The organism is Amycolatopsis sp. NBC_00438 (assembly GCF_036026695.1).
Lineage (GTDB): Bacteria > Actinomycetota > Actinomycetes > Mycobacteriales > Pseudonocardiaceae > Amycolatopsis.
Window position 1 is genome coordinate 8,330,672 of record NZ_CP107923.1, and the last position, 23,149, is coordinate 8,353,820.

Below are 23,149 nucleotides of genomic sequence, written 5' to 3' on the forward strand. Positions count from 1 at the left end.
CCATCGCTTCCGCCTCTGTCACTCGGCGCACGCGTCGCGCGCGGCCCGTCCGCAGGGTAGCGGCCGGGCGCCCTTTTGCCCGCATTGTTGCTCCGACCGGGTGTACTCGCCCCGGTGACGGCGTGGGCGACCTCACCGGTCCGATGCTTGCCCTGCGCAAGTGTCCGGCAATAAACTTGTATTGAACAACTAACAGGCAGTACCGGGAGGGTTCCGATGAGCTTCGACGACACCGAGGACGACGTCCGGGTCGAGCTCATGCGCGAGCTCAAAACGGCGTCGCAGCTCCAGCACGCCTGGGTCATGCAGGCCTGGCAGGACCAGCCGGGACTGCACCCCGCGGCCGCGATGCTGCTGTCCGACCTGGCGAAGAACGGCGAGGCGCGGCCGTCCGAGCTGGCGAAACGCCGGTTCGTCGACCTGTCCGTCGTCAGCAGGCAGATCACGCAGCTCTCCGCCGCCGGCCTGATCGACCGCCGTCCCGCGCCCGAGGACGGCCGGGCGACGCTGGTGAGCGTCTCCGAGAAGGGCCGCGACGCGCTGTCCCACTGGCGGACCAACTACCTCGAGTTCATGGAGCAGGCCCTCGGCGGCTGGGACGACGCGCGCGTCACCGACCTCACCGGGCGGCTCGCGGAGATGAACACCGACCTCCGCCGCGCGCTCGGCAGCGCCGCGTGCCTCGCTGACACGACCAAGTGACGGGCAGGCAATCGGTCACACCGCCAGTTGCATTCGGCGTGACCGATTGTCTCCGTTCGGTCCTGACTTCCCGGTGCTGCGCAGAGTTAACGTCGATGGGTGACGCGTAGCCGGGTCGCACTGCTGTGCGCGTTGGGGATCGACAACTTCGGCTCAGGTCTTTTTCTCCCGCTCGCCCTGGTCTACGTGACCCAGGCGCTCGGCGTGCCGCTCGCCGTCGCGGGCACGGCGGTCACCCTCGGTACGGTCGGTGGCCTGGTCGTGCCGCCGCTGGCCGGCCGGCTCGTGGACCGCGTCGGGCCGCGCGTCGTCGTCATCTGCGCCCAGCTGCTGCAGGCCGCTGGGGCCGGCGCGTACCTCCTGGCCGACGGCGCCGGGACGGTGGTGTTCGCCGCGGTCCTGCTCGCCGCCGGGCAGCAGCTGTTCTACAGCTCCCTGTTCGTGCTCATCGCCGACGTCGCGGGCGACGTCCCGAAGGATCGGCCGTTCGCCGAGGCGGGGATGGTGCGGGCCGGCTGTTTCGGCCTCGGCGGCCTGGTGGCGGGGGTCCTGCTGACCTGGCGGGGCACGGACGGGTACCGGGTCGCGCTCCTGCTGGACGTCGGCACGTTCGTCGTCGCCGCCGGCATCCTCGGCTTCTGCGTCCGGCTGACGCGGCCGCACCAGCGGGACTGCGACCGGCCCGCGCGGGTGCTGCGCAACCGGCCCTACCTCGCGTTGATCCTGTTCAGCGGCCTCTTCGGGCTCTCGCTGGACTTCTTCCTGATCGGCACGCCGGTGTTCGTCCTCGACCGGCTGCACGGCCCGGCCTGGCTGCCGGGCGCGATCCTCGCCCTGCTCACCGTGCTGACCAGTGTCGGCGGCACGCTCGCGCTGCGGCTGACGGCGAAGCTGACCCGGATCGGCGCGATGCGGGCCGGCTCGGCGCTGTTCGCCGCTTGGTGCCTGGTCAGCCTCGGTGTCCTGCTCGTCCCCGACGACTGGCGGGTGGTCTACCTGCTGGCCTCGACGCTGGTGTTCGCCGCCGGCGACCTGGTCTTCGGGCCGCGATCGGGGGCGCTGGCCGAGGCCGCGGCACCTCCGGACGCCCGCGGGCGTTATCTGGCTGCGTACCAGTACGCGTTCACCATGGCGCAGGTCCTGGCGCCCGCCGTGGTGGCCTTGTTCTCGGTCGCCGACTGGTTACCCTGGGTGCTGGTCGGGGTGTGCGCCGGCCTCGCCGTCGCCGGGCTCGGGACGCTCGCACCCCGGCTTCCGGCGAAAGCGGTCGCACCCGGGCAAAGTTGAGCGGAACAGACTCAAGTCTTCGTGCGTTGTATCAGACGATGGGTCTCGGCCAGGCCTGTCACCAGGACTTTCTTGTAATCGAGCATGAGGTGAGGGATGGACGCTTTCAACCCGACCACGAAGACCCAGCAGGCGATCTCGTCCGCGGCGCAGGCGGCCACCATGGCCGGCAACCCGCACGTTGCGGCCGCCCACCTGCTGGGCGCCCTGCTGGCGCAGGGTGAGGGGCTGACCGCGCCGCTGCTGACCGCGGTCGGGGCCGACCCGGAGGTGGTGCACAAGGAGCTCGAGCCGATCACCGCGGCGCTGCCGTCGGCGACCGGCGCGACCGTGTCGAGCCCGCAGTTCGACACCTTCGCCGTGAAGTCGCTGACGCACGCCCAGAAGCTGGCGACCGAGCTGGGCGACGAGTACGTCTCGACCGAGCACCTGCTGGTCGGGCTCGCCACCGAAGGCGGCCAGGTGGCCGACCTGCTCAAGCGGCACGGCGCCACCCCGGACGCGCTGCGGGAGGCGTTCGCCAAGGTCCGCGGCTCCGCCCGGATCACCAGCGCGGACCCGGAGAGCACGTTCAAGGCGCTGGAGAAGTACGGCGTCGACCTCACCGCGCGCGCCCGCGCCGGCGAACTCGACCCGGTCATCGGCCGGGACACCGAGATCCGCCGGGTCGTGCAGGTGCTCTCGCGGCGCACCAAGAACAACCCGGTCCTGATCGGCGAGCCCGGCGTCGGCAAGACGGCCATCGTCGAAGGCCTGGCCCAGCGGATCATCGCCGGCGACGTCCCCGAGTCGCTGCGCGGCAAGCGCGTCATCGCCCTCGACCTCGGGTCGATGGTGGCCGGCGCGAAGTTCCGCGGCGAGTTCGAAGAGCGGCTGAAGGCCGTGCTCAAGGAGATCACCGACTCCGCGGGTGAGGTCGTCACCTTCATCGACGAGCTGCACACCATCGTCGGCGCGGGGAGCTCGGGCACTGAGTCTTCTATGGACGCCGGCAACATGATCAAGCCGATGCTCGCCCGCGGTGAGCTGCGGATGGTCGGCGCGACCACGCTCGACGAGTACCGCCAGCACATCGAGAAGGACGCCGCCCTGGAGCGGCGCTTCCAGCAGGTGCTGGTCGGCGAGCCGTCGCCCGAGGACACCATCGCGATCCTTCGCGGGCTGAAGGAGCGCTACGAGGTGCACCACGGCGTCCGGATCACGGACGCCGCGCTGGTCGCCGCGGCGACGCTGTCCGATCGCTACATCACCGCGCGCTTCCTGCCGGACAAGGCCATCGACCTGGTCGACGAGGCCGCGTCCAAGCTGCGCATGGAGATCGACTCGCGGCCGGTGGAGATCGACGAGGTCGAACGCGCCGTGCGCCGCCTGGAGATCGAGGAGATGGCGCTCGCCAAGGAGAGCGACGCCGCGTCCAAGGACCGGCTCAACGCGTTGCGCGCCGAACTGGCCGAGAAGCGCGAGACGCTGACCGCGCTGACCGCGCGCTGGCAGAACGAGAAGGGCTCCATCGAGAAGGTCCGCGAGCTCAAGGAGCAGCTGGAGCAGCTGCGCGGCGAGTCCGAGCGCGCCGAGCGCGACGGTGACCTGGGCAAGGCCGCCGAGCTGCGCTACGGCCGGATCCCGGCGCTGGAGAAGGAGTTCGAGGCCGCGACGGCCGCGAACGAGGCGAGCCAGCAGAACGTGATGCTCAAGGAAGAGGTCGGGGCCGACGACGTCGCGGACGTCGTGGCCGCGTGGACCGGCATCCCGGCCGGCCGGCTGCTCGAAGGCGAGACCGGCAAGCTGCTGCGGATGGAAGAGGAGCTGGGCCAGCGGGTCATCGGGCAGGCCGAAGCCGTGCAGGTCGTGGCGGACGCGGTGCGCCGCGCCCGGGCCGGCGTCGCCGACCCGGACCGGCCGACCGGGTCGTTCCTGTTCCTCGGCCCGACCGGTGTCGGCAAGACCGAGCTGGCCAAGGCGCTGGCGGAGTTCCTGTTCGACGACGAGCGGGCGATCCAGCGGATCGACATGAGCGAGTACGCCGAGAAGCACTCGGTGGCGCGCCTGGTCGGCGCCCCGCCGGGTTACGTCGGGTACGACCAGGGCGGGCAGCTGACCGAAGCCGTCCGGCGCCGGCCGTACTCGGTGGTGCTGCTCGACGAGGTCGAGAAGGCCCACCCGGACGTCTTCGACGTGCTGCTGCAGGTCCTCGACGACGGGCGGCTGACCGACGGCCAGGGAAGGACGGTCGACTTCCGGAACACCATCCTGATCCTGACCTCGAACCTCGGTTCGCAGGCCATCGCCGATCCTTCGCTGGACGAACGCCAGCGGCGGGACGCGGTGCTGAACGTGGTGCAGCGGCAGTTCAAGCCGGAGTTCCTCAACCGGCTCGACGACATCGTCGTGTTCCACTCGCTCGGCACCGAGCAGCTGACGTCCATTGTGGACATCCAGGTGGCCCGGCTGGCCGCGCGGCTTGCCCAGCGCCGGCTGCACCTGGAGGTCACCGACGGCGCCCGCGAGTGGCTCGCCCTCAACGGCTTCGACCCGATCTACGGCGCCCGCCCGCTCCGGCGGCTGGTCCAGTCGGCGATCGGCGACAAGCTGGCGAAGGAACTGCTGTCGGGCGAGGTCCGCGACGGCGACACGGTCCGGGTCGACATCCCGGACATCGAGGCGGGCAACGCGCTGACGGTGACCCGCGTCTGACCTCGTGAGTGGCCGGCCGGGTGCCGGCCACTCGCGACTGTTCACCCGGCCAACCGGCGCTCGCCTTTGTCAGGCGGCGCCGGTTGGCCCGTTTTCGTCCACAGTGGCCGGCCGCGGGGTCGAGGTCGTCGTCACCGACGCGGGACGTGCGGAAGCCGCCCGCACGCGGCCGGTGCACGCCGCCGCCGTACCGCTCACCTGGTCCAACCGCTCGGAAAGGCCGACCGGGCCACGTTCTTCGCGTGCCTTGCAGCCCTGGCCGAATCGCGAGATTAAGCGATTTGTCGACGTAACAGACGAGAAATGCTCCGAACGGGCGCGGCGACACGGGTACCGTCGCTCATCTCTTCGGCGTAGCAGGCGATACCCTGGCGATCGTGGGTATTCCGGCGTGGATCTGGTTCGTCATCGCGGCCGTCGCCCTGGTGGCGGGGCTGGGGCTGCTCGCTGCCGACCGGGCGAAGGAGGGCTCGCGCAACCGCGAGCGCATGCGCTGGGCACAGTTGCGCGGCTGGCAGTTCGTCGAAGAGGACGAGCGGCTGCCGCAGCAGTGGTCCAACGGTGCGATCGGTTACTTCGGCGCGGACGCCGCCGTCAACGTCGTCGCGGGCTCGACCTTCACCTCCGACGGCCGCCGCCCCGTGTTCATCTTCGACATCGAGTCCGAGGGGCAGATCCCGGCGGTCGTCGTCGCCGTGCGCTGCAACAAGAAGCACAAGATCCCGATCGAGATGTGGCTGTCGAGCGTGCCTTTCCAGCGCGCCGACATGCCCGAGATGCTCGGTCCGATCGGCTCCCGCTACGCCTTCGCCGACGACGCCGACGGCGCCCGTGCGGTGATCACCCAGGAGCTCGTCGACGCCGCTGACCAGCTCGGCGGCGACGTCGGCGTGGCGTGGCTCGAGGCCGAGTGGGTGCTCGCCAGCGTCGTCCCGACCGCCGGCCCGTCACGGCTCGAGCGCCTGCTGCGGGACCTCGGCGAGATCGCGGACATCGTCGACCCGTTCGACGAGGACTACGACGCCGGGCGCCACCAGGCGAGTGCGCCGATCCCCGCCGTGGGCACCGCGCCGGGCACCCCGGCCGCCGGGATCCCGGCGCAGCAGCCGCCGCCCGCGGACCAGCCGACGAAGGACTAGAGCAACGGCCGGTCCCGCACGCTCACCGACACCGAGGGGTGCTGGTCGAGCGTGCCGCGCACCGACGTCGTGCTGCCCTGGACGTGGACGACGTGGTCGACCCCGAAGTCGCCGCCGAACGAGCCCGACGTGAGGCTCTGCGACGTCTTGACCAGGCCGGACGCCGGACCCAGCTCGCCGCCCACCTCGTGCCTCTGCCCGACGTCGAGCACGCCCCGGAAGCTGCCGATGACGTGCTGCTCCGACGTCGTGCCCACCGCGCCCAGCTGGCCGAGGTCGACGGCCTGGCCGGACGAGCGGCGGGCGGCGATCCCGCCCGTGAGGTCTCCGGTGAACAGCCCGGTGTCGAGCTGCTCGGCGTGCTCGCTCAGGACGTCGATCCCGTGGCCCAGCCAGACGCCCTGGTGAGCGCTCTCGGCGACCCCCGCGCGGTTGCCGCTCGTGGCGATGGCCTCGGTGCGGTCGGAGACGAGCCGGGCGTCCCCGAGCCGCTTGCCGACGACGTCGCGGCGGGTCGCGGAGAGGGCGTCACCGTCGTTGTTCAGCGTGGTGGTGTGCCGGTGGTCGATCGGCAGCGCCAGGTCGGACGGCGCGGCGAACGCGGCGACGGGGGCGGCGAAGAGGAGGGCGACGGGCGCCGCGCCGGCGGCGACCCTGGGCAGATAGCCGCTCTTGCGCCTGCTGTGCTTACCCATGCCGGGGACGATAACCCGGGCGCCAAACGGCTGCACCTCGGGCCCTGACCAGCGGGTATGGTTCACCCACATGACCACCACCAACTTCTTTGCCGGGGGTCCGGGTGGCGGAGCCCCCGGCCCGGGGCGAAGCCCCGGACGTCGCACCGCCGTGATCACCGGAGCCACCGCGGGCATCGGCGCGCAGTTCGCGCGCACGCTCGCCGCCGAGAAGTACGACCTGGTGCTCGTCGCCCGCGACGCCGCGCGACTGGAGGCCTACGCCGCCGAACTGCGGGAACGGTACGGCGTCGCCGTCGAGGTGCTGCCCGCCGACCTGTCCGAAGTGGACGGACGCGCCGCCGTCGAGGAGCGGCTGGCCGCCGGCCCGATCGACCTGCTGGTCAACAACGCCGGGTTCGGCCTGGGCGGCGACTTCTGGACCGTCTCGCCCGACGCGCTCCAGCGCCAGCTCGACGTCAACGTCACCGCGGTCCTGCGGCTGACCCGCGCGGTGCTGCCCGGCATGGTCGAGCGCGGCCGCGGTGACGTCATCCAGGTCAGCAGCGTCGCGGGCTTCTTCAGCGGCCGCGGCTCGACCTACACCGCGAGCAAGAACTGGGTCACGTCGTTCACCGAAGGCATCGCCGCGTCGCTGCCGAAGGGCGTCCGGATGATGGCCCTCTGCCCGGGGTTCACCGCGACCGAGTTCCACGAGCGCGCCGGCATCGACAAGCCGGGCCCGAAGATCGCCTGGCTGGGCGTCGAACAGGTGGTCAACGAGGCGCTCGCCGACCTGCGCCGCGGCAAGGTGATCTCGGTGCCGAGCCTGCAGTACAAGGCCGTCGTCGCGATCGGCGGCCTGCTGCCGCGCGCGGTGCTGCGCAAGATCAGCGGCGGCTTCGGCGGCAAGGGCCGCACCTGAGTAGGGCTGTCCCTACCTTCGAAACGCGCGTCTGCACCAGGGAGGTCCGGGCGCTACCTGCCTAGCGTTGTTCCCATGACAACTGGGTGGCACGAGGCAGCCGACGCGGTCCGGCTCGAAGCCGTGCGCAAGGAGTACGGCGAAGGCGTGGTCGCGCTGGACGGGGTCTCGATCTCTTTCCCCCGCGGCGGTTTCACGGCCGTGATGGGCCCGTCGGGCTCGGGCAAGAGCACGTTCCTGCACTGCGCGGCGGGCCTCGACCGGCCGACGTCGGGCCGGGTCGTGCTCGACGGGCAGGACCTCGACGGCAAGAGCGAGACCTACCTGACCAAGCTGCGGCGCGACCGCGTCGGCTTCGTGTTCCAGGCGTTCAACCTGCTCCCGGCGCTGACGGTCGAGCAGAACGTCGTCCTGCCGCTGCAGCTGGCCGGGAAGCGCGCGGACAAGCGGCTCGTCCAGCGGATCCTGACGCACGTCGGGCTCGACGGGCGCCGCAAGCACCTGCCGGGGCAGCTCTCCGGCGGGCAGCAGCAGCGCGTCGCGATCGCGCGCGCCCTGGTCACCGACCCGGCCGTGCTGTTCGCCGACGAGCCGACCGGCGCGCTCGACACCCGCACCGCCGCCGACGTCCTGGGCCTGCTGCGCGAGTCCGTCCGGGCGTCGGGCCAGACGGTGATCATGGTGACGCACGACCCGGTCGCCGCGTCCTACGCCGACGACGTCGTGTTCCTGGCCGACGGCCGGATCGCCGGGCGGCTGGCCCGGCCGACCGCGGCGGCCGTCGCCGAGCGGATGACCCACCTCGGCGCCTGGGACCGGTCGGAGGTGCGGGTCTGATGTTCAAGCTCGCATTGCGCACCCTGCGCCAGCGCAAGGGCGCTTTCCTGGCGACGTTCGTCGCCGTGTTCTTCGGCGCGCTGATCGTCTCGGCGTGCGGTGGCCTGATGGAGTCGGGCATCCGCTCCGAGACGCCGGTGCAGCGGCTGGCCGGGGCGCCGATCGTCGTCGGCGGGCAGCAGACGCTCAAGCTGCCGGAAGACGACCCGGCGACCCTCGACCCCGACGACAAGCACAAGTTCGAGAACGGCACCCTGGCCGAGCGTGTCCGCGTGGACGCCACACTGGCCGACCGCATCCGCGCGGTCCCCGGCGTCACGAACGTCGTCGGCGAGGTCAGCTTCGCGGCGCAGATCGGCTCCGCGAGCGCCCTCGGGCACGCCTGGGACTCGGCCGTGCTGACGCCGTACACGTTGCAGGGCCAGGCGCCGAAGCCCGGCGAAGTCGTGGCGGACGTCGGGCTGGGGCTCGCCGTCGGCGCCACGCTGCCCGTCGCGGCGCACGGCGAGGTCGCCCAGTACCGCGTCTCCGGCATCGCCACCGCGCCACAGCCGATGCGGGACCCGGCCGTGTTCTTCGCGCCTTCGGACGCCGAACGCCTGGCCGGGCACCCCGGCCGGTTCGACACGATCGGGGTCTTCGGCGGTGACGTCGCCGCGGTGACGTCGGCAGTCGGCGACGCCGGTGTGGTCCTGACCGGCAGCGACCGGGGCCTGCTGGAGTTCCCGGAGGTCGACAAGGGCGGCGAGAACCTCATCGTGCTGTCCGCGGTGTCCGGCGGGCTGTCGGCGTCGGTCATGGTGTTCGTCGTCGCCGGGACGCTCTCGCTGTCGACCCAGCAGCGCCAGCGCGAACTCGCGCTGCTGCGCGCGATCGGCACCACCCCGCGTCAGCTGCGGCGGATGGTCCTCGGCGAGGCACTGGTCGTCGGGCTGCTCGCGGTGGGGGCCGCGATCGCCCTCGGCCCGGTGCTCGGACGGTGGCTGTTCGACCGGCTCGCGGCCAACCACGTCGTCCCCGACGTGCTGCGTTTCGAGCAGGGCTGGCTCCCGGCGACCGTCGCCGCGGGCGCGTCCCTGCTGGCGGTCGTCGGCGCCGCGTTCGTCGCGGGACGGCGCGCGTCGAAGGTCCGCCCGACCGAGGCGCTCGCCGAAGCCGCCGTCGAGCGGCGCTGGCTGACGCCGATCCGCCTGATCACGGCGATCCTGTGCTTCGGCGGCGGAACGGCCCTGGCCATCGTCACGGTCGCGGTGATGACCGGCCCGGTCGCGGCCAGCACGTCCGGCCCGGCGGTGATGCTGTGGGCGTTCGGCCTGGCGGCGATCAGCCCCGGCGTCACCAAGGTGATGGCGACGCTGCTGCGCTGGCCGGTGCAGGCGATCACCGGCGTCACCGGCCGGATCGCCATGCTCAACACCCGGGTCGTCGCGGTCCGGACGGCCGGCGCGGTCACCCCGATCATGCTCGCGGTCGGCATCGCGACCGCGAACATCTACCTGCAGACCACCCAGGAAGCCGTCTCGAACCAGGCCTACACCGAGGACCTGCGCGCGGACGCCGTCGTCGGTTCGCCGATCGGGCTCGACCCGTCGGTGGTCAGCCGGGTCCGGGCGGTCCCGGGCGTCGCCACGGCGTCGGAGTACGTCACGAGCACGGTGTTCATCGAGAAGCCGTTCGACTCGAACCAGGACAAGGACGGCTGGCCCGCCATCGGTGTCAGCGAGCTGACCGGCAACGCCGTCACCGTGCCGGACACGCTCGGCCGCCACGTCGGCGACACGCTGTCGCTGCGGCTCGGTGACGGCACCCCGGTGGACGTGCGGGTGGGGGCCGTCGTGCGGCAGCGCGCCGGGTTCGAGAACCTCGTCCTGCCCGCCGGGTTGCTGGCGCCGCACACGACGATCGGGCTCGCCCCGCAGCTGCTGGTCCGGGCCGCTCCCGGCGTCGACCCGGCGACGCTCACTTCGCACCTTCGCGAGGCGACAGCCGGGTTGCCGGTCCAGGTCGGCGATCGGGACGCGCTGATCGCGGCGCACGCGAAGGGCAACGAGGTCGGTGCCTGGGTCAACTACCTGCTCGTCGGGATGATCATCGCCTACACCGTGATCTCCGTGGTGAACACGCTGGTGATGGCGACCGGCAAGCGGCGCCGCGAGTTCGGGTTGCAGCGGCTGAGCGGGTTCACCCGCGGCCAGGTGCTGCGGATGGCAAGTGTCGAAGGCGGGCTGATCGCGACCATCGCGATCCTGCTCGGCACGGCGACGGCGGCCGGCGCGATCGTCCCGTTCTGCCTCGTGGTGACCGGTTCCGTGCTGCCGTCGGGGCCGCTCGCGATCTACCTGACGGTGCTCGCCGTCGCCGTAGTGCTTGCGCTGGTGGCGATCTTGGTCCCGGCCTGGGCGGCGACGCGCGGGCGTGCGGTCGACGCCACATCCATCGGGGAGTGAACCCGGTCGTGTGTAAGACTCACGGCCGTGGCGAACCCCGTTCTGGATCAAGCGGCGAAACTCGAACTGGCCAGGCTGGTCACCGATCTTTCCGTGGTGCACGGAAAAGTGACCCTGGCGTCCGGCAAGGAAGCCGACTACTACATCGATCTCCGGCGGGCGACGCTGCACCACGCGGCCGCGCCGTTGATCGGCAAGCTGCTGCGGCAGCTGACGGCGGACTGGGACTACGTGGCGGCCGGCGGGCTCACGCTCGGCGCCGACCCGGTCGCGCTGGCGATGCTGCACTCCGCGGCGACCGACGGTGTCGTGCTCGACGCGTTCGTCGTCCGGAAGGACACGAAAGCGCACGGGATGCAACGGCGGATCGAGGGCATGGAGGTCCGCGGGCAGCGCGTGCTGGCCGTCGAGGACACCTCCACGACCGGCGGCAGCGTGCTCACCGCCGTCGAGGCGCTGCGTGAAGCCGGCGCCGACGTCATCGGCGTCGTCACGGTGGTTGACCGCGACACCGGCGCGCGTGAGGCCATCGAGAAGGAAGGCCTGCCGTACCGGTACATCCTCGGCCTGGACGACCTGGGCCTGAAGGGCTGAACCCCGTCAGTCCGTGAAGGCCTCCTTGAGGGACTCAGAGTCCCTCAAGGAGGCCTTCACGGACTTGGGTGACAGCTCACTTCTTGCCGAAGAGGTCCTTCGCCGCGTCCTTGACGTGCTCGACGGCGTCCTTCAGACCGGCCTTCGCCTGGTCGCCCTGGCCCTCGGCCTTCAGCTGCTCGTCGCCGGTGACGTTCCCGGCGGTCTCCTTGGCCTTGCCGCCCAGGTCCTCGGCCTTGTTGCTGATCTTGTCGCCCAGCGACATGGTGTACCTCCCTCACCTCGGCGCCCCGGTCGGGCGCCTGTTGCCGGAAGGACCACCGCGGCGGCCGATCGTCACGGAGTCGCACGAGTGATGGCTGTCACCCACAATCAGGGCGTGACGTTTCCCGGGCTCAGGTGTCCTCTCTCCGAGGAGGTGCCGTGACGACGACCAGCGCGGAACCCGGCACGCCGCTCGACGACGCGACCCTGGTGGGCCGCGCGCGGGACGGCGACGTCCGGGCGTACGAACAGCTCGTGCTGCGCTACCAGGGCCCGATGTTCCGGCTCGCCGCGAAGATGCTCGCCAACCGCGGGGACGCCGAGGACGTCGTCCAGGAGGTGTTCCTCAACGCCTGGCGCAAGCTCGACCAGCTCGGCGAGGACGCCGCGTTCGTCGGCTGGCTCTACCGGGCCACGACGAACCGCTGCCTGAACGTCATCCGCGCGCGCCGGCCCCAGGCCGACGTCGACCTGGACACAGCGGAGTCGCCGCGCGGCGACCTCCAGCCCGAGCGGGCGGCGCAGGTGAGCGGCCAGCTCGCGGCGTTGAACACGGCCTTGGCGCAGCTCACCCCGGAACAGCGGGCGTGCTGGCTGCTGCGTGAGGTGCACGGCCGGTCCTACGAGGAGATCGGCGAAATCGTCGGCGTGAACGGCACCGCGGTGCGGGGCCGGATCGCGCGGGCCAGGGCACAGCTGGCGGAGGTGATGAAGCCATGGCGATGACGGACTACGAACTGCCCTGCGAACGCGATGTCGAGCAGGTGTGGGAGCGGCTCGACGCGGTCGGCGCCGGGCTGGCCGACGAACACGAGCTGACGTGCCCGCACTGCCGGGCCGCGCGCGAAAGCCTGCTCGCGTTGCGCGAGGCGACGTCGGAACTGGTTCTCGAGCAGGACGCGCCGCCGCCGGACCTGTTCGGCCGGATCATGTCGGCCGTCCGGGCCGAGGTGCGGCGCGGGCAGATGGTGCCGCTGCCGACCCCGGAACCCGGGTTCGTCGAGATCAGCGAGCAGGCGGTGGCGGCGGTGCTGCGGTACGCGGCGGACACCGTCGAGGGCATCCGCGCGCGGCGCTGCCGGATCCGCGACGACGGCGCGGGCGTCGTCGAAGTCGAACTCACCCTTGCGGTGAGTTTCCGGAACGTTACGGGCGGTGAAGCGTTGTCGCTGGTGCGGGAGCGGGTGACCGCGGCGGCCGCGGCCCGGGTGGGCCTGACGCTGGCGAGACTCGACCTGCTGGTGGATGACGTCTACGGGGAGCCAGGGGAATGAGTGTGGAGTACGTCATCGCCGACCCGGTGATCGCCAGCGTGGCGGCCCGGGCGGCGATCACCGCGCCGGGCGTGGTGCGCCTGGAGCCGGGCCTGCGCGGACTGGTGACGGCGTGGACGCGAGCGGCCCGCCAGCGCTGGAAGGGCCTCGACCCGGCCCCGGCCGACGGCGTCCGCGTCCGCACGGTCGACGGCCGGCTGAGCGTCCAGGTGGATCTGGTCGCGTCGGGCATCGACCAGGCGGCGACGGTCGGCCGATCGGTGCAGCGCGCGGTGAGCCGGTACGTGACGTCGCAGACCGGCCTGGTCGTCGACGAGGTGTCGGTGTCCATCATGGACATCGAAACGGCGAACCGGTGATCGCGGGCGAAGCGGTCGAGAAGATCGTCGTCGCGATCAAGGGCGTCCCCGGCCTCCGCCCGGCCACCCCGGTCTCCCCCGGGACGACGTGGCTCCCGGTTGACTGGGAGGGCATGGCCGTCGATCTGACCCCGGAACTGGTGCAGATCCGCCTGATCGCGTCGCGGTTGCCGATCCCGCCGTTGCTGGACCGCGCGACGGAAGTGGTGCGCCCGGTGCTGGCGGGCACGGAGTGGGAGAACGCCCGGCTGCGCCTGGTGGTCACGGACCTCGACGGCGCGGCCTTCGCCTGACACCGGCATTTGCCCCCACATGCGCTCCTGGCGGGGTTCCCGGCAACGTCGATCCAAGCGTCCGCCGGCCGTTTCCGGAACGGGGTTGGGGAATGGTCGCTGGGATGTGTCGTCGGCGTAGGTAGGAGCGGATGGCCCGGCTGGAATGGCCCTTGTCCGCCGGCACTCGGCTCGGCCGGGTCGGCGGACGGTCTGGACCCTGCCGACGGAACTCGATCCCGGCCATGGCCTGGGTGAGCATTGTGCAGTCGTTGACGTTGCCGCCGGTCGACACGATCGACAAGGGCCGTCTGTGACCGTCGCAGGCGAGGTGGATCTTGGTGGTGGGTCGCGTCGGCGACCACCCGGACCTGTGTCACCAGGACGGACGGGGTGCTGGTGCGTGATCAGTGCCAGAACCGGTTGTGGACCGTCTTCCACGGCCCGTACCGCTCCGGCAGGTCCCGCCAGGTCACCCCGGTCTTGGCCTTGCACAACATCCCGTTGATCACCCGCCGGTCATCGGTCAGCTCATGCCTGCGCACCACAACTCAAGCTCAAAGCAGGTCACATCACCTAATGCGAGGACAGGCCCTAGGGGGGCGTGCCCTTGTCCAGCGTATCGGCGCCCACCGACAGAACCGGTTTCCCGAAGCGAGAACCGCCGAGTTGTCCACATGTGGCTCACCCTGGGGACAACTCGGCCGGAAGGCCACGGATCCGGGTGACAGACCGCGGTTCGGGACGACCGGCGCCGTCGACGAGAGCCGAGACCCACGTCACACGATCGGGGCAGTGACGATCTCCCATCCCCGGTGTCCTTACCTACGAACCAGGCGGAAAAGCCTGATTCCCCAGGACATTCCCAGGACATCCGAGGAGTACCTCATGACCGCGACCGCCGAGAAGACCGTGGTGACCACCGCGAACGACGCCACCAGCGCGCTCGTCTCGAAGCAGGGCACCACCACCATCGCCGACACCGTCGTGCAGAAGATCGCCGGTCTCGCCGCCCGTGAGGTCAACGGGGTGTACGACCTCGGCGGCGGCGCCGCGCGGGCGCTCAGTGCCCTCCGCGACCGCATCCCCGGTGCGTCCGCCAGCGTCGGCCAGGGGGTTTCGGTCGAGGTCGGCGAGAAGCAGGCCGCCGTCGATCTGCAGCTGCTCGTCGAATACGGCGTCGCCATCGCGGATCTCGCGCGGGCCGTGCGCCGCAACGTGATCACCGCGATCGAGCAGATGACCGGGCTGGAGGTCGTCGAGGTGAACATCAACGTCAACGACGTCCACATCCCGGGTGACGACGACGCGCCCGTCGTCAGCGACCGGGTGCTCTGATCGTGAACGGCACCCTGATCGGCCTGCTCTTCGGCCTGGCACTGGGGTTCGCGGCCGCGTTCGGCGGGTTCGGCGCCTTCGTCGCCGTGCTCGTGCTGGGCGGCCTCGGCCTGCTCGTCGGCCGCTGGGCCGACGGCAAGCTCGACCTGTCCGCCCTCGTCGGGGCCGCCCGGGATCGGAGGTGACCGTGTCCACGCCCACCGCTCGCCACCGTCGCGACGACCAGACGGCCGACGAGGAAGACGAGCGCGGCGAGACGACCGTCGAACCGCGTGCGGTCGGGCGCATCGCCGCCCGGGCCGCGCGGGAGGTCGACGGCGTCGCCGCCGACGTCACCGCCAAGGCCACAGTGGACGGTGAAGTGACCACTGTGGACATCCGGCTCCCGGTGGTCTACCCGGCGCCCGTCACCGGCACCGCCGACCGGGTCCGGGCCCACCTGCTCGGCCGCACCACCGAGCTCACCGGCCTTCGCACGCAGCGCGTCGACATCACGATCGCGCTGCCGCCGGTCGAACGGCCGAAGGGGCGCGTCCGATGAGGCGGCCACGGCGGAGCGTGCCGGCGGTGCTCACCGCGCTCGTCCTGCTCGCCGCCTGCGCGTTCGTCGTGACGGCGCTCGTCCAGCGGCTGCTCGGCGCGCCGCCGGTGCTGTCCTACGACGCGGTCGCCGCCCGCGTGCACGACACCTCCTGGAACGAACTGCCCGTGCTCGTCGGGGGCGGGGCAGCGGTTCTGGTGGGGTTCGCGCTGCTCGCGGCGGCCGTGCTGCGCGGCCGTCCGGTGGTGCTGCCGCTGGCGCCGGAGCCGGGGTTCGACACCGGCACCACGCGTCACGGCCTGCGGACGTCGCTGCGGGCGACCGCCGCGCGCGTCGACGGCGTCTCGGCGGCCGCGCTCAAGCTGCGCCGCCGCACCGTGCGGGTGAAGGTGAAGACCAGCCGGACGCGCACCGACGGGCTCGCCGACGCCGTCCGGTCCGCGCTCGAAACGCGGCTCGGCCAGGTCGGCCTGGCCACGCCGCCGCGGGTCCGCGTCCGCGTGCGAGGTGCGCGATGAACCGGCCCGCCGCGCTCAACCGCGTCCTGCTCGCCCTGATCGGGCTCGTCCTGCTCGCCGCCGGCGGGTTCGCGCTGGCCACCCACTTCGGCCGGTTGCGCGTCCTCGACCCGGCGTCGTCGCTGGTCCCGGGATCGACGGCGCCGCCGACCTGGGTGTTCTACGCGGCCATCGCGGTCGCCGTGGTGCTCGGCCTGCTGTGCCTGCGCTGGCTGGCCGCCCAGGCGTTCCGGCGGCCGAAGACCGTCTCCTGGCGGGCCGAGGACGTCGACGGCGACACCGTGCTGGACTCGGCCACGGCCGCCGCGCCGGTCGCGGCCGACGTCGAGGGCTACGACGGCGTCCGGTCCGCGTCGGCTTGGCTTACCGGACCGCGCGACGCGCCGGCGTTGTCGCTGGTCGTGACCACCGACCAGGACGCCGACGCGGGTGCGATCCGGGAGCGGATCGCCGGGCACGCCCTCCCGCGGCTGCGCCAGGCCCTGGAAGTGGACGCCCTGCCGGTGCGGCTCGAAGTTCGGCTGACGGCGAAATCCGGCGCTCGCGCGCGGTGATGTGGTGGCCGCCGGGGTTACCGTCGACGGATGGACGAGCAGCCGTCGACGCCCGGTGAGCCGCACCGCCCGGGGGACCCGAACCGGAAGAAACCGGATGGCGCGCCGGATCAGTACCCCCACGAGGAACCGACGAACTATCCGGCGAAACGCCCGCCCGAATTTCCACCCGGTGTGACCCCTCCGTCACCGCCCAGGTGAAGAAGTTGCTCCGGTGGGTTGAACATCACACGCCTGGGCATTCTTCGAGGAGGCCGATTCCGGGCAGCGGAGTAAAGTCGCTGGTAGGGGGATCGGGGTAAGGGGGTGGACGGTGGCGAAGTTCCTGGCCGACGTGACCGTTGCGGTGCACATTCTCGCCCTCTTCCTGATCGGGTTCGGCGGATTTCTCGCGTGGCGCTGGCCCAAGCTGATCTTCGTCCACATGTTCGCCGCGGCGTGGGGCATCCTGGTGAACGTCGCGCCGGTGCCGTGCCCGTTCACCGCGCTGGAGAACTACTTCCGCCACCAGCAGGGCCTCGGTGACCTGCCCGGCGGGTTCAACGCGTACTACCTCTACGACACGGTGTTCCCGCGCACGTGGCTGCCGGCGATCGGGATCGTCGCGATCATCGTCGTCGCCTACTCCTACGTCGGCGTGTACCACCGCCGGCACCGCGACCACCACGAGGACGCCCACGCGCACGCCGTCCACCTGGGTTAGGCGACAATCGACGCCGTGAGCACACCCCACGACGTCGGGCCCACCGAGTGGGTGAGCCGCGAAGAGGTCGGCGTCGGCCCCTGGCCGGGTGACTGGCCCACGGACGAGCGTTACGACCCGGACCTCCTGCGCGACGGCGACCGCCGCAACGTCGTCGACAAGTACCGCTACTGGCGCCGCGAGGCGATCGTGTCCGATGTGGACGCGCGCCGGCACCCGTTCCACGTCGCCATCGAGAACTTCCAGCACGACCACAACATCGGCACGGTCGTCCGCACGGCCAACGCCTTCGCCGCGGCCGAAGTCCACATCGTCGGCCGCCGCCGCTGGAACCGCCGTGGCGCGATGGTGACGGACCGCTACCAGCACCTCCGCCACCACGACGACGTCGCCGGTCTGCTCACCTTCGCGGCCGAGCAGGGCCTCGCGGTCGTCGCGGTCGACAACACGCCGGGGTCGCAGCCGGTCGAGACCGCCGACATCCCGCGCGAGTGCGTGCTGCTGTTCGGCCAGGAAGGGCCGGGTCTGTCGGAGGCCGCTCAGGCCACGTCGTCCCTGGTGGTGTCGATCGCCCAGTTCGGCACGACCCGCTCGATCAACGCCGGCGTGGCGGCGGGCATCGTGATGCACGCGTGGGTCCGGCAGCACGCGGACCTGTCCCAAGCCTGGTGACCAGCGCCTGTTCTAGGCCGGCGCGACCTCGACCGGGATGCCGTTCAGCACCGACGTCCCGGACGGCACGTCCAGCAGCGTCTCGTCGGCGACCAGGTTCGAGTTGACGCCCGGGTTCGCGCTGGCCACCCGCGTGCGCGAGCCGGCCGCGTCGTGGCCCCAGCCGTGCGGGATGCTGATCACGCCCTCGCGGATCTCGTCCGTCACCTCCACCGGGACCTCGAGCTTCCCCGCCCGGGAGGTCACCGACGCGAGGCCGCCGTCGGTCAGGCCCAGCCGCGTCGCGTCGCTCGGGTGAACCTGGACCGTGCAGCGGTTTCCGCCGCGGACCAGCGGCGCCAGGTTGTGCATCCACGAGTTGTTCGAGCTCAGGTGCCGCCGGCCGATCAGCACCAGGCCGTCGTCGAGCGGGCGGTTCAGTTCCTCGCGCAGGCGAGGGACGTCCGCGACGATCGTCGGCGGCGCCAGCTCGATCCGCCCGGACGCCGTGCACAGGACCTCCGGGATCCGCGGTTTCAGCGGTCCGAAGTCCACGCCGTGCGGCGCTGCTTCGAGGTCGGCCAGCGTGACGTCGTACGGGCCGCCGCGCAGCATCAGGTCGACCAGCCGTGCCGGGCCCGTCCGGTCTCCGGTGAGCTCCACCTTGTTCCGCCGCGCGGTCTCGGCCGCGACGAAGTCGTCGAGCGCCGCGACGTCCGCCTCAGGCCCCTGACCGGTGACGATGCCGGTGAGCCGCAGCATGGTCTCCCACTCCTGCGGGAGTTTCGACGGCAGCGTCGGCGGTGTCCAGTTGGCGATGTTGCGCACCGAAAGCTGGTAGAAGGCCAGGTCGAAGTGCGGGCGCTCGAGCGGCGACGGCCCCGGCAGGATGACGTCGGCCTGGCGGGACGTCTCGTTGAGGTAGACGTCGACCGAGATCATGAAGTCGAGGCTCTCGATGGCCGCGGCCAGACGGCCCGCGTTCGGCGTGCTCAGGCACGGGTTGCCGCTGACCGTGATGAGCGCGCGGACCTGGCCTTCGCCGGGGGTTTCGATCTCGTCGGCCAGGGTCGCGACCGGCAGCTCGCCGACGACCTCGGGGTAGCCGCGCACGCGGCTGTGCCAGCGCCCGACGGCGAACGGCCGCTTGTTGCCGGTCGGGGTGCACGCGGCCAGCGGGAACATCGCGCCGCCGGGCTCGTCGAGGTTGCCGGTGAGCACGTTGAGGACGTCGACCAGCCAGCTCGCGATCGTGCCGAAGGTCTGGGTCGTGGTGCCGATCCGCCCGTAGACCACGGCGTTCCCGGCGTCGGCCAGCTCCAGGGCCATCCGGCGGATCTCGCCGGCTTCGATGCCGGTGCGCGGCGCGACGGCCTCCGGGGTGAACGGCTGGGCCAGCGCGCGGACGTCGTCGAGGCCGTTGAGGTGCTCCGCCAGCCGGCCGAGCTGGACGCGGTTCTCCGCGAACAGGACGTTGACCAGCGCGAACAGCAGCAGCGCGTCGGTGCCGGGCCGGATGGCGTGGTGCTCGTCGGCGAACTGCGCGGTGCGCGTGCGCCGCGGGTCGACGACGACGATCTTGCCGCCGCGTTCGCGGATCCCGCGCAGCCGGCCGCGCATGTCCGGCGCGGTCATCAGGCTGCCGTTGGACACCAGCGGGTTCGCGCCGAGGATCAGCAGGTGCCGCGTGCGGTCGAGGTCGGGCACGGGGATGGCGATCGGGTCGCCGAACATGGTGCCGGCGGAGTAGTGCTTCGGCATCTGGTCGACCGACGTGGCGCTGTAGAAGTTCTTGGTGCCCAACGCTTTGTAGAGCACGCGGCTGTAGAGCGTCAGCGCGATGTTGTGCACGCCGGGGTTGCCCGCGTACACGGCGACGGCGTTGCGGCCGTACTGCTCGAGGATCGGCGGCAGCCGGCGCTCGATCTCGTCGTAGGCCTCCTGCCAGCTGACCTCGACGAACTCGCCGTCGCGCTTGAGCAGCGGCGCGGTCAGCCGGTCGGGGTCGTGGTGCAGCGCCCCGAGCGACGCGCCCTTCGGGCAGATGTAGCCCTTCGAGAAGACGTCCTCCTGGTCGCCGGTCACGCGGGTGACCTGCTGGTTCTCGTCCAGCGTCACATCGAGGCCGCAGGTCGCTTCGCACAGCGGGCAGGTGACGTGTGCCGTGGTCATGAGTACCTCGCAGGCCGTCGGGTCCCTCAACGTACCGAGCGGTATGTCGGTGGGCAAGGCAGGATTGCGACATGGACGTCTCGGCCGCCGAACGCGCGGTGACCTCGCGGCACCTGCGCCGGGTGTGGGGGCTGCCCGGCACGGTCCTCGGCCGCGGCGGCTGGCCGGCGACGCCGGGGCAGCGCCTGCACTGGCACTGGAACTACTGGTGGCAGGCGCACCTGCTGGACACGCTGATCGACGCGCAGCTGCGCGCGCCTTCTCCCGCGCGACTCGCCTTGATCCGTTCCTTCGTCCGTTCGGTGCGGTTGCGCAACTTCGGCCGCTGGACGAACGACTTCTACGACGACATCGCGTGGCTCGGTCTTGCGCTGCAACGGGCTTCGTCACTGGGCATCGACGTCGGCCCGGCCTTGGCGGCGATCGACACGCAGCTGCTGTCGGGCTGGACGGAAGCGGCGGGCGGCGGCATCTGGTGGCGCGTCGGCGACGAGTTCAAGAACGCCCCGGCCAACGGCCCGGCGGCGATCTTCCACGCCCGATCCGGCAACATCACGCGCGCCCGCGAGATGACGGACTGGATGACGTCGACCCTGGTGGACCCTTCGACGGGCCTCGTCTGGGACGGCATCCGGACGGACACGGGCGAGCTGGTGAAGCACATTTACACGTACTGCCAAGGGGTTTACCTCGGCGCGTGCCTGGAACTGTCCTTAGTGGACGAGGCGGCGCGGACGGTCCGGGCGGTGGCGGCACACTGCGCCCCCGGTGGCATCATCCGCGGCCAAAGCGGCGGCGACGGCGGCTTGTTCGCGGCGATCCTGGCCCGCTACCTGACTCTGGCGGCCCGTTCTCTACCCGGCCCCGAAGCTTCGGTCGCCCGGTCGCTGGTGCTCGACTCCGCCGAGGCGTGCTGGTCAGGCGCCGCGGAGGGCCTGGTTTTCAGCGCGTTCTGGGACCGCCCGGCGCCGTCGCCGCTGCCGGAAGACGCCCCGGAGCGCGACATGTCCGTCCAGGTGGGCGGCTGGATGCTCCTGGAAGCGGCGGCCACGCTGTCCCAGACGTCGTGAGTGGTTAGGGCGGTTAGAACCGCCCTAACCACTCACGACAAGCCGCGGCAGGATGATCAGCAGCCGCAGGAAGCGCCGTGCAGGAAGCGTGGTGTCAGCTGCACCGACTCCGGGGGCCGGTCCGGGTCCGCCATCCGGGACAGCAGCAGCTGCACCGCTCGGCGGCCGATATCGGCGATCGGCTGGACCAGCGTCGTCACCGCCGGGCTCACCCGGCGGGCCCAGTCCATGTCGCCGTAGCCGACCACGGCCAGTTCCGAGCCGATGTGGATGCCCCGGCGGTGGGCCTCGTACTGGACGCCCACCAGCATGGCCTCGTCCGCCACCACCAGCGCCGTCGGGGAGGGCCAGCCGTCCAGGAGCTTGGCCGTCGCGCGGGCCGCGCCGCCCGAATTCGAGAGGCCGGACTCCACCAGTTCGCGGTTCCAGCGCAGGCCCGCCTGCTCCAGGCCCAGGCGATAACCCCGGACGCGCTCGCGGCTGACGTCCAGGCCTTCGTCCCCCGAGATCAGGGCGATCTTGCGGTGCCGGCGCTCCGTCAGGTGCTTCACCAGCCCGCACACCGAGTGGACGTTCTCCGTGCCCACCTGGTCGACGTCGTTGCGCGCGGCGACGCGGTCCATCAGGACCGTCGGCACGCCCATCCGGACCAGGCCGTTGACCACCGCTTCGTCGCCGGGCGTGGGGACCAGCAGCACGCCGTCCACCAGATCCGCCCGCAGCGCGCGGACGACCGCGGCCTCTTCGCTGACGCTGTCGCCGGTGTCGGCCAGGGTGACGTCGCAGCCGGCCTGCGCGGCGGCGGCTCGGATCGAGCGCAGCAGTTCACCCGAGTAGGGGTGCGCGTTCGCACCCATCGCGACGCCGATCCGGTAGGTGACCGGGGGGTCCCACAACCGGAGCTCCGGCGAAAGTGCCGTCATAAGCCCTCGCAGACGCTCAGCCGAAAGGTATCCGCTGAACGGCCGGGTAGCGGCCTTAACACCCCAGAATCACTGATGTGAGTGAATCGCCGGGCAGCCGCACGACTCACGGTGACGCAGGGTTGGCGGTAGGCGCACGGTTTCGGCCTTGCGGGCCGGGTCGTTGATGCGTGCCAGCAGCAGCCGCACCGCCTGCCGGCCGATCTCCTCGATCGGCTGCGCCATCGTCGTCAGTGGCGGGTCCACCAGGTCCGCCCACTCGACGTCGTCGTAGACCACGACCGGCAGGTCCTGCCCGATCTTCAGCCCGCGCCGCCGCGCTTCGTGCAGCACCCCGACCATCATGCTGTCGTTGCCGACGACCAGCGCGGTCGGCGGTTCGGGCAGCGCCAGCAGCTGGCTGACAGCGAGTGCGCCGCCCTCGTGCGACGAGTTTCCGCAGGCCACGAGGTCGGCGGACCACGTCAACCCGGAGCGGCCGAGCCCCAGCCGGTAGCCCAGCACGCGCTCCTCGCTGGTCGACAGCCCGGGCGCGCCGCTGATCATCCCGATCCGCCGGTGCCCGAGCGTCGCCAGGTGCGCGGTCAGCGCCGAGGTCGCCTGGATGTTCTCCGTGCCCACCTGGTCGACGTCGACGCGGGTGGTCAGCCGGTCGATCAGCACCGTCGGCACGTCGAGGGAAACCAGCTCGCCGATCACCGAGCCGTCGCCCGGCGCCGGCGTGATGAGGAGACCGTCGACACGGCGGGAGCGCAACGTCCGGACCGTCTCACGCTCCGTGTTCACCGTGTCGTGCGTGTCCGCGAGCAGCACGGTGTAGCCGTGGGTGGACGCCTCCCGCTCGATCGCCTGCATCAGCGTCGCGAAGTAGGGGTTCGCGACGAGCGAGATCGCCATCCCGATCGAGCGGGTGCCGCCGGTGACGAGCGAGCGCGCGATGGCGTCGCCGGTGTAGCCGGTCGTCTCGATCGCCCGCAGCACCGCGGCCTTGGTGTCCTCGGCGACCGCGCGCGTTCCGTTCACCACGTGCGAAACGGTCGTGATCGAGACGCCGGCGAGCTCGGCGATGTCCCGCTGGGTCGGCCGCGATGATCTCGGCTGGGGCATACCAATCCTTACTTGGGAGTATCTCGGCAAGCGTTTGCGCAAACGCTTGCGTCCGGGGTTGAGTCTGTCTACCTTCCCGACCATCGGCAAGCTTCGACCTATAA

Annotated in this window: 25 protein-coding genes and 1 pseudogene; 20 read left to right on the forward strand and 6 right to left on the reverse strand. The window is 71.6% G+C overall.

What is annotated here, in order from left to right:
* The first annotated feature begins 216 nt into the window (after nucleotides 1-216).
* The 4 genes from OG494_RS38030 (at nucleotide 217) to OG494_RS38045 (ending at nucleotide 5,822) form a co-directional block, all read left to right on the forward strand.
* On the forward strand, nucleotides 217-702 hold the full coding sequence (locus OG494_RS38030; RefSeq protein WP_328447077.1) for a MarR family winged helix-turn-helix transcriptional regulator: 486 nt from the start codon (nucleotides 217-219) through the stop codon (nucleotides 700-702).
* Between the two features lie 99 nt (nucleotides 703-801).
* Nucleotides 802-1,989, forward strand: a complete 1,188-nt coding sequence (locus tag OG494_RS38035; protein ID WP_328447078.1) for an MFS transporter — start codon at nucleotides 802-804, stop codon at nucleotides 1,987-1,989.
* Nucleotides 1,990-2,085: 96 nt separating this feature from the next.
* The gene (gene clpB, locus OG494_RS38040; protein ID WP_328447080.1) at nucleotides 2,086-4,683 is read left to right on the forward strand and encodes an ATP-dependent chaperone ClpB; all 2,598 of its coding nucleotides are present in this window, start codon (nucleotides 2,086-2,088) and stop codon (nucleotides 4,681-4,683) included.
* 377 nt (nucleotides 4,684-5,060) lie between these two features.
* Nucleotides 5,061-5,822: a hypothetical protein gene (locus OG494_RS38045; RefSeq protein ID WP_328447082.1), complete on the forward strand. Its 762-nt coding sequence runs from the start codon at nucleotides 5,061-5,063 to the stop codon at nucleotides 5,820-5,822.
* Here the strand turns inward: OG494_RS38045 and OG494_RS38050 are convergent.
* Nucleotides 5,819-6,517: a hypothetical protein gene (locus tag OG494_RS38050; RefSeq protein ID WP_328447084.1), complete on the reverse strand. Its 699-nt coding sequence runs from the start codon at nucleotides 6,515-6,517 to the stop codon at nucleotides 5,819-5,821. The two genes, OG494_RS38045 and OG494_RS38050, sit on opposite strands and share 4 nt — an antisense overlap.
* On the opposite strand from OG494_RS38050, the gene OG494_RS38055 reads away from it, so the two are divergent.
* The 4 genes from OG494_RS38055 (at nucleotide 6,516) to pyrE (ending at nucleotide 11,299) form a co-directional block, all read left to right on the forward strand.
* Nucleotides 6,516-7,421 (forward strand): SDR family NAD(P)-dependent oxidoreductase, encoded by a 906-nt coding sequence (locus tag OG494_RS38055; RefSeq protein ID WP_442874333.1) that lies wholly within the window; start codon nucleotides 6,516-6,518, stop codon nucleotides 7,419-7,421. The genes OG494_RS38050 and OG494_RS38055 overlap by 2 nt on opposite strands.
* A 75-nt stretch (nucleotides 7,422-7,496) precedes the next feature.
* Entirely contained in the window at nucleotides 7,497-8,258 is a 762-nt protein-coding gene (locus tag OG494_RS38060; RefSeq protein WP_328447087.1) for an ABC transporter ATP-binding protein, read from the forward strand.
* Nucleotides 8,258-10,705 carry an ABC transporter permease gene (locus tag OG494_RS38065; RefSeq protein WP_328447089.1) on the forward strand — a complete coding sequence of 816 codons (2,448 nt, stop codon included), beginning with the start codon at nucleotides 8,258-8,260 and terminating at the stop codon, nucleotides 10,703-10,705. Before OG494_RS38060 ends, OG494_RS38065 begins: the two co-directional genes overlap by 1 nt.
* A 27-nt stretch (nucleotides 10,706-10,732) precedes the next feature.
* The gene (gene pyrE / locus OG494_RS38070; RefSeq protein WP_328447091.1) at nucleotides 10,733-11,299 is read left to right on the forward strand and encodes an orotate phosphoribosyltransferase; all 567 of its coding nucleotides are present in this window, start codon (nucleotides 10,733-10,735) and stop codon (nucleotides 11,297-11,299) included.
* A 76-nt stretch (nucleotides 11,300-11,375) separates the two neighbouring features.
* Here the strand turns inward: pyrE and OG494_RS38075 are convergent, their stop codons facing one another.
* On the reverse strand, nucleotides 11,376-11,564 hold the full coding sequence (locus OG494_RS38075) for a CsbD family protein (RefSeq protein WP_247059337.1): 189 nt from the start codon (nucleotides 11,562-11,564) through the stop codon (nucleotides 11,376-11,378).
* Nucleotides 11,565-11,722: 158 nt separating this feature from the next.
* On the opposite strand from OG494_RS38075, the gene OG494_RS38080 reads away from it, so the two are divergent.
* The 4 genes from OG494_RS38080 to OG494_RS38095 are packed head-to-tail and all read left to right on the forward strand — an operon-like array spanning nucleotide 11,723 to nucleotide 13,489.
* Nucleotides 11,723-12,289: an RNA polymerase sigma factor gene (locus tag OG494_RS38080; protein ID WP_328447093.1), complete on the forward strand. Its 567-nt coding sequence runs from the start codon at nucleotides 11,723-11,725 to the stop codon at nucleotides 12,287-12,289.
* On the forward strand, nucleotides 12,280-12,837 hold the full coding sequence (locus OG494_RS38085; RefSeq protein WP_328447095.1) for an Asp23/Gls24 family envelope stress response protein: 558 nt from the start codon (nucleotides 12,280-12,282) through the stop codon (nucleotides 12,835-12,837). The genes OG494_RS38080 and OG494_RS38085 overlap by 10 nt, the downstream gene beginning before the upstream one ends.
* Nucleotides 12,834-13,196 carry an Asp23/Gls24 family envelope stress response protein gene (locus tag OG494_RS38090; RefSeq protein WP_328447097.1) on the forward strand — a complete coding sequence of 121 codons (363 nt, stop codon included), beginning with the start codon at nucleotides 12,834-12,836 and terminating at the stop codon, nucleotides 13,194-13,196. The genes OG494_RS38085 and OG494_RS38090 overlap by 4 nt, the downstream gene beginning before the upstream one ends.
* A complete protein-coding gene (locus OG494_RS38095; RefSeq protein ID WP_328447099.1) occupies nucleotides 13,193-13,489 on the forward strand; it encodes a hypothetical protein in 297 nt (98 codons plus the stop codon). Before OG494_RS38090 ends, OG494_RS38095 begins: the two co-directional genes overlap by 4 nt.
* 43 nt (nucleotides 13,490-13,532) lie before the next feature.
* On the opposite strand, the pseudogene OG494_RS48505 reads toward OG494_RS38095, so the two are convergent.
* Nucleotides 13,533-14,016, reverse strand: a pseudogene (locus OG494_RS48505) (transposase); the annotation flags it as partial.
* A 340-nt stretch (nucleotides 14,017-14,356) separates the two neighbouring features.
* Here OG494_RS48505 and OG494_RS38105 point away from each other — a divergent pair.
* The 7 genes from OG494_RS38105 (at nucleotide 14,357) to OG494_RS38135 (ending at nucleotide 17,794) form a co-directional block, all read left to right on the forward strand.
* Complete coding sequence (locus OG494_RS38105) at nucleotides 14,357-14,806, forward strand: Asp23/Gls24 family envelope stress response protein (RefSeq protein WP_328447101.1); 450 nt, start codon at nucleotides 14,357-14,359, stop codon at nucleotides 14,804-14,806.
* Nucleotides 14,807-14,808: 2 nt separating this feature from the next.
* Entirely contained in the window at nucleotides 14,809-14,991 is a 183-nt protein-coding gene (locus tag OG494_RS38110; protein ID WP_328447103.1) for a hypothetical protein, read from the forward strand.
* Nucleotides 14,992-14,993: 2 nt separating this feature from the next.
* Nucleotides 14,994-15,347, forward strand: coding sequence for an Asp23/Gls24 family envelope stress response protein (locus tag OG494_RS38115; protein WP_328447105.1), 354 nt, complete (start codon nucleotides 14,994-14,996; stop codon nucleotides 15,345-15,347).
* Complete coding sequence (locus OG494_RS38120; protein ID WP_328447107.1) at nucleotides 15,344-15,865, forward strand: DUF6286 domain-containing protein; 522 nt, start codon at nucleotides 15,344-15,346, stop codon at nucleotides 15,863-15,865. Before OG494_RS38115 ends, OG494_RS38120 begins: the two co-directional genes overlap by 4 nt.
* The gene (locus OG494_RS38125) at nucleotides 15,862-16,419 is read left to right on the forward strand and encodes an alkaline shock response membrane anchor protein AmaP (RefSeq protein WP_328447108.1); all 558 of its coding nucleotides are present in this window, start codon (nucleotides 15,862-15,864) and stop codon (nucleotides 16,417-16,419) included. Before OG494_RS38120 ends, OG494_RS38125 begins: the two co-directional genes overlap by 4 nt.
* 313 nt (nucleotides 16,420-16,732) lie before the next feature.
* On the forward strand, nucleotides 16,733-17,122 hold the full coding sequence (locus tag OG494_RS38130) for a DUF2784 domain-containing protein (protein WP_328447110.1): 390 nt from the start codon (nucleotides 16,733-16,735) through the stop codon (nucleotides 17,120-17,122).
* A 15-nt stretch (nucleotides 17,123-17,137) separates the two neighbouring features.
* Nucleotides 17,138-17,794, forward strand: coding sequence for a TrmH family RNA methyltransferase (locus OG494_RS38135; protein ID WP_328447112.1), 657 nt, complete (start codon nucleotides 17,138-17,140; stop codon nucleotides 17,792-17,794).
* Between the two features lie 12 nt (nucleotides 17,795-17,806).
* Here OG494_RS38135 and OG494_RS38140 read toward each other — a convergent pair whose 3' ends face one another.
* The gene (locus OG494_RS38140) at nucleotides 17,807-19,945 is read right to left on the reverse strand and encodes a molybdopterin-dependent oxidoreductase (protein WP_328447114.1); all 2,139 of its coding nucleotides are present in this window, start codon (nucleotides 19,943-19,945) and stop codon (nucleotides 17,807-17,809) included.
* 71 nt (nucleotides 19,946-20,016) lie between these two features.
* On the opposite strand from OG494_RS38140, the gene OG494_RS38145 reads away from it, so the two are divergent.
* Nucleotides 20,017-21,015: a glycoside hydrolase family 76 protein gene (locus tag OG494_RS38145; RefSeq protein WP_328447116.1), complete on the forward strand. Its 999-nt coding sequence runs from the start codon at nucleotides 20,017-20,019 to the stop codon at nucleotides 21,013-21,015.
* A gap of 56 nt (nucleotides 21,016-21,071) precedes the next feature.
* Here OG494_RS38145 and OG494_RS38150 read toward each other — a convergent pair whose 3' ends face one another.
* Together OG494_RS38150 and OG494_RS38155 are read right to left on the reverse strand one after the other, a co-directional pair.
* On the reverse strand, nucleotides 21,072-21,938 hold the full coding sequence (locus OG494_RS38150; RefSeq protein WP_328447117.1) for a LacI family DNA-binding transcriptional regulator: 867 nt from the start codon (nucleotides 21,936-21,938) through the stop codon (nucleotides 21,072-21,074).
* A 69-nt stretch (nucleotides 21,939-22,007) separates the two neighbouring features.
* Nucleotides 22,008-23,045 carry a LacI family DNA-binding transcriptional regulator gene (locus OG494_RS38155; RefSeq protein WP_328447119.1) on the reverse strand — a complete coding sequence of 346 codons (1,038 nt, stop codon included), beginning with the start codon at nucleotides 23,043-23,045 and terminating at the stop codon, nucleotides 22,008-22,010.
* Between the last annotated feature and the right edge of the window lie 104 nt (nucleotides 23,046-23,149).

Coding starts and splice junctions, on each gene's coding strand:
- OG494_RS38030 (WP_328447077.1), top strand. CDS start 217: ATGAGCTTCGACGACACCGAGGACGACGTCCGGGTCGAGCTCATGCGC.
- clpB (WP_328447080.1), top strand. CDS start 2,086: ATGGACGCTTTCAACCCGACCACGAAGACCCAGCAGGCGATCTCGTCC.
- OG494_RS38055 (WP_442874333.1), top strand. CDS start 6,516: ATGCCGGGGACGATAACCCGGGCGCCAAACGGCTGCACCTCGGGCCCT.
- OG494_RS38050 (WP_328447084.1), bottom strand. CDS start 6,517: ATGGGTAAGCACAGCAGGCGCAAGAGCGGCTATCTGCCCAGGGTCGCC.
- OG494_RS38060 (WP_328447087.1), top strand. CDS start 7,497: ATGACAACTGGGTGGCACGAGGCAGCCGACGCGGTCCGGCTCGAAGCC.
- OG494_RS38065 (WP_328447089.1), top strand. CDS start 8,258: ATGTTCAAGCTCGCATTGCGCACCCTGCGCCAGCGCAAGGGCGCTTTC.
- OG494_RS38075 (WP_247059337.1), bottom strand. CDS start 11,564: ATGTCGCTGGGCGACAAGATCAGCAACAAGGCCGAGGACCTGGGCGGC.
- OG494_RS38085 (WP_328447095.1), top strand. CDS start 12,280: ATGGCGATGACGGACTACGAACTGCCCTGCGAACGCGATGTCGAGCAG.
- OG494_RS38090 (WP_328447097.1), top strand. CDS start 12,834: ATGAGTGTGGAGTACGTCATCGCCGACCCGGTGATCGCCAGCGTGGCG.
- OG494_RS38105 (WP_328447101.1), top strand. CDS start 14,357: ATGACCGCGACCGCCGAGAAGACCGTGGTGACCACCGCGAACGACGCC.
- OG494_RS38120 (WP_328447107.1), top strand. CDS start 15,344: ATGAGGCGGCCACGGCGGAGCGTGCCGGCGGTGCTCACCGCGCTCGTC.
- OG494_RS38125 (WP_328447108.1), top strand. CDS start 15,862: ATGAACCGGCCCGCCGCGCTCAACCGCGTCCTGCTCGCCCTGATCGGG.
- OG494_RS38140 (WP_328447114.1), bottom strand. CDS start 19,945: ATGACCACGGCACACGTCACCTGCCCGCTGTGCGAAGCGACCTGCGGC.
- OG494_RS38145 (WP_328447116.1), top strand. CDS start 20,017: ATGGACGTCTCGGCCGCCGAACGCGCGGTGACCTCGCGGCACCTGCGC.
- OG494_RS38150 (WP_328447117.1), bottom strand. CDS start 21,938: ATGACGGCACTTTCGCCGGAGCTCCGGTTGTGGGACCCCCCGGTCACC.
- OG494_RS38155 (WP_328447119.1), bottom strand. CDS start 23,045: ATGCCCCAGCCGAGATCATCGCGGCCGACCCAGCGGGACATCGCCGAG.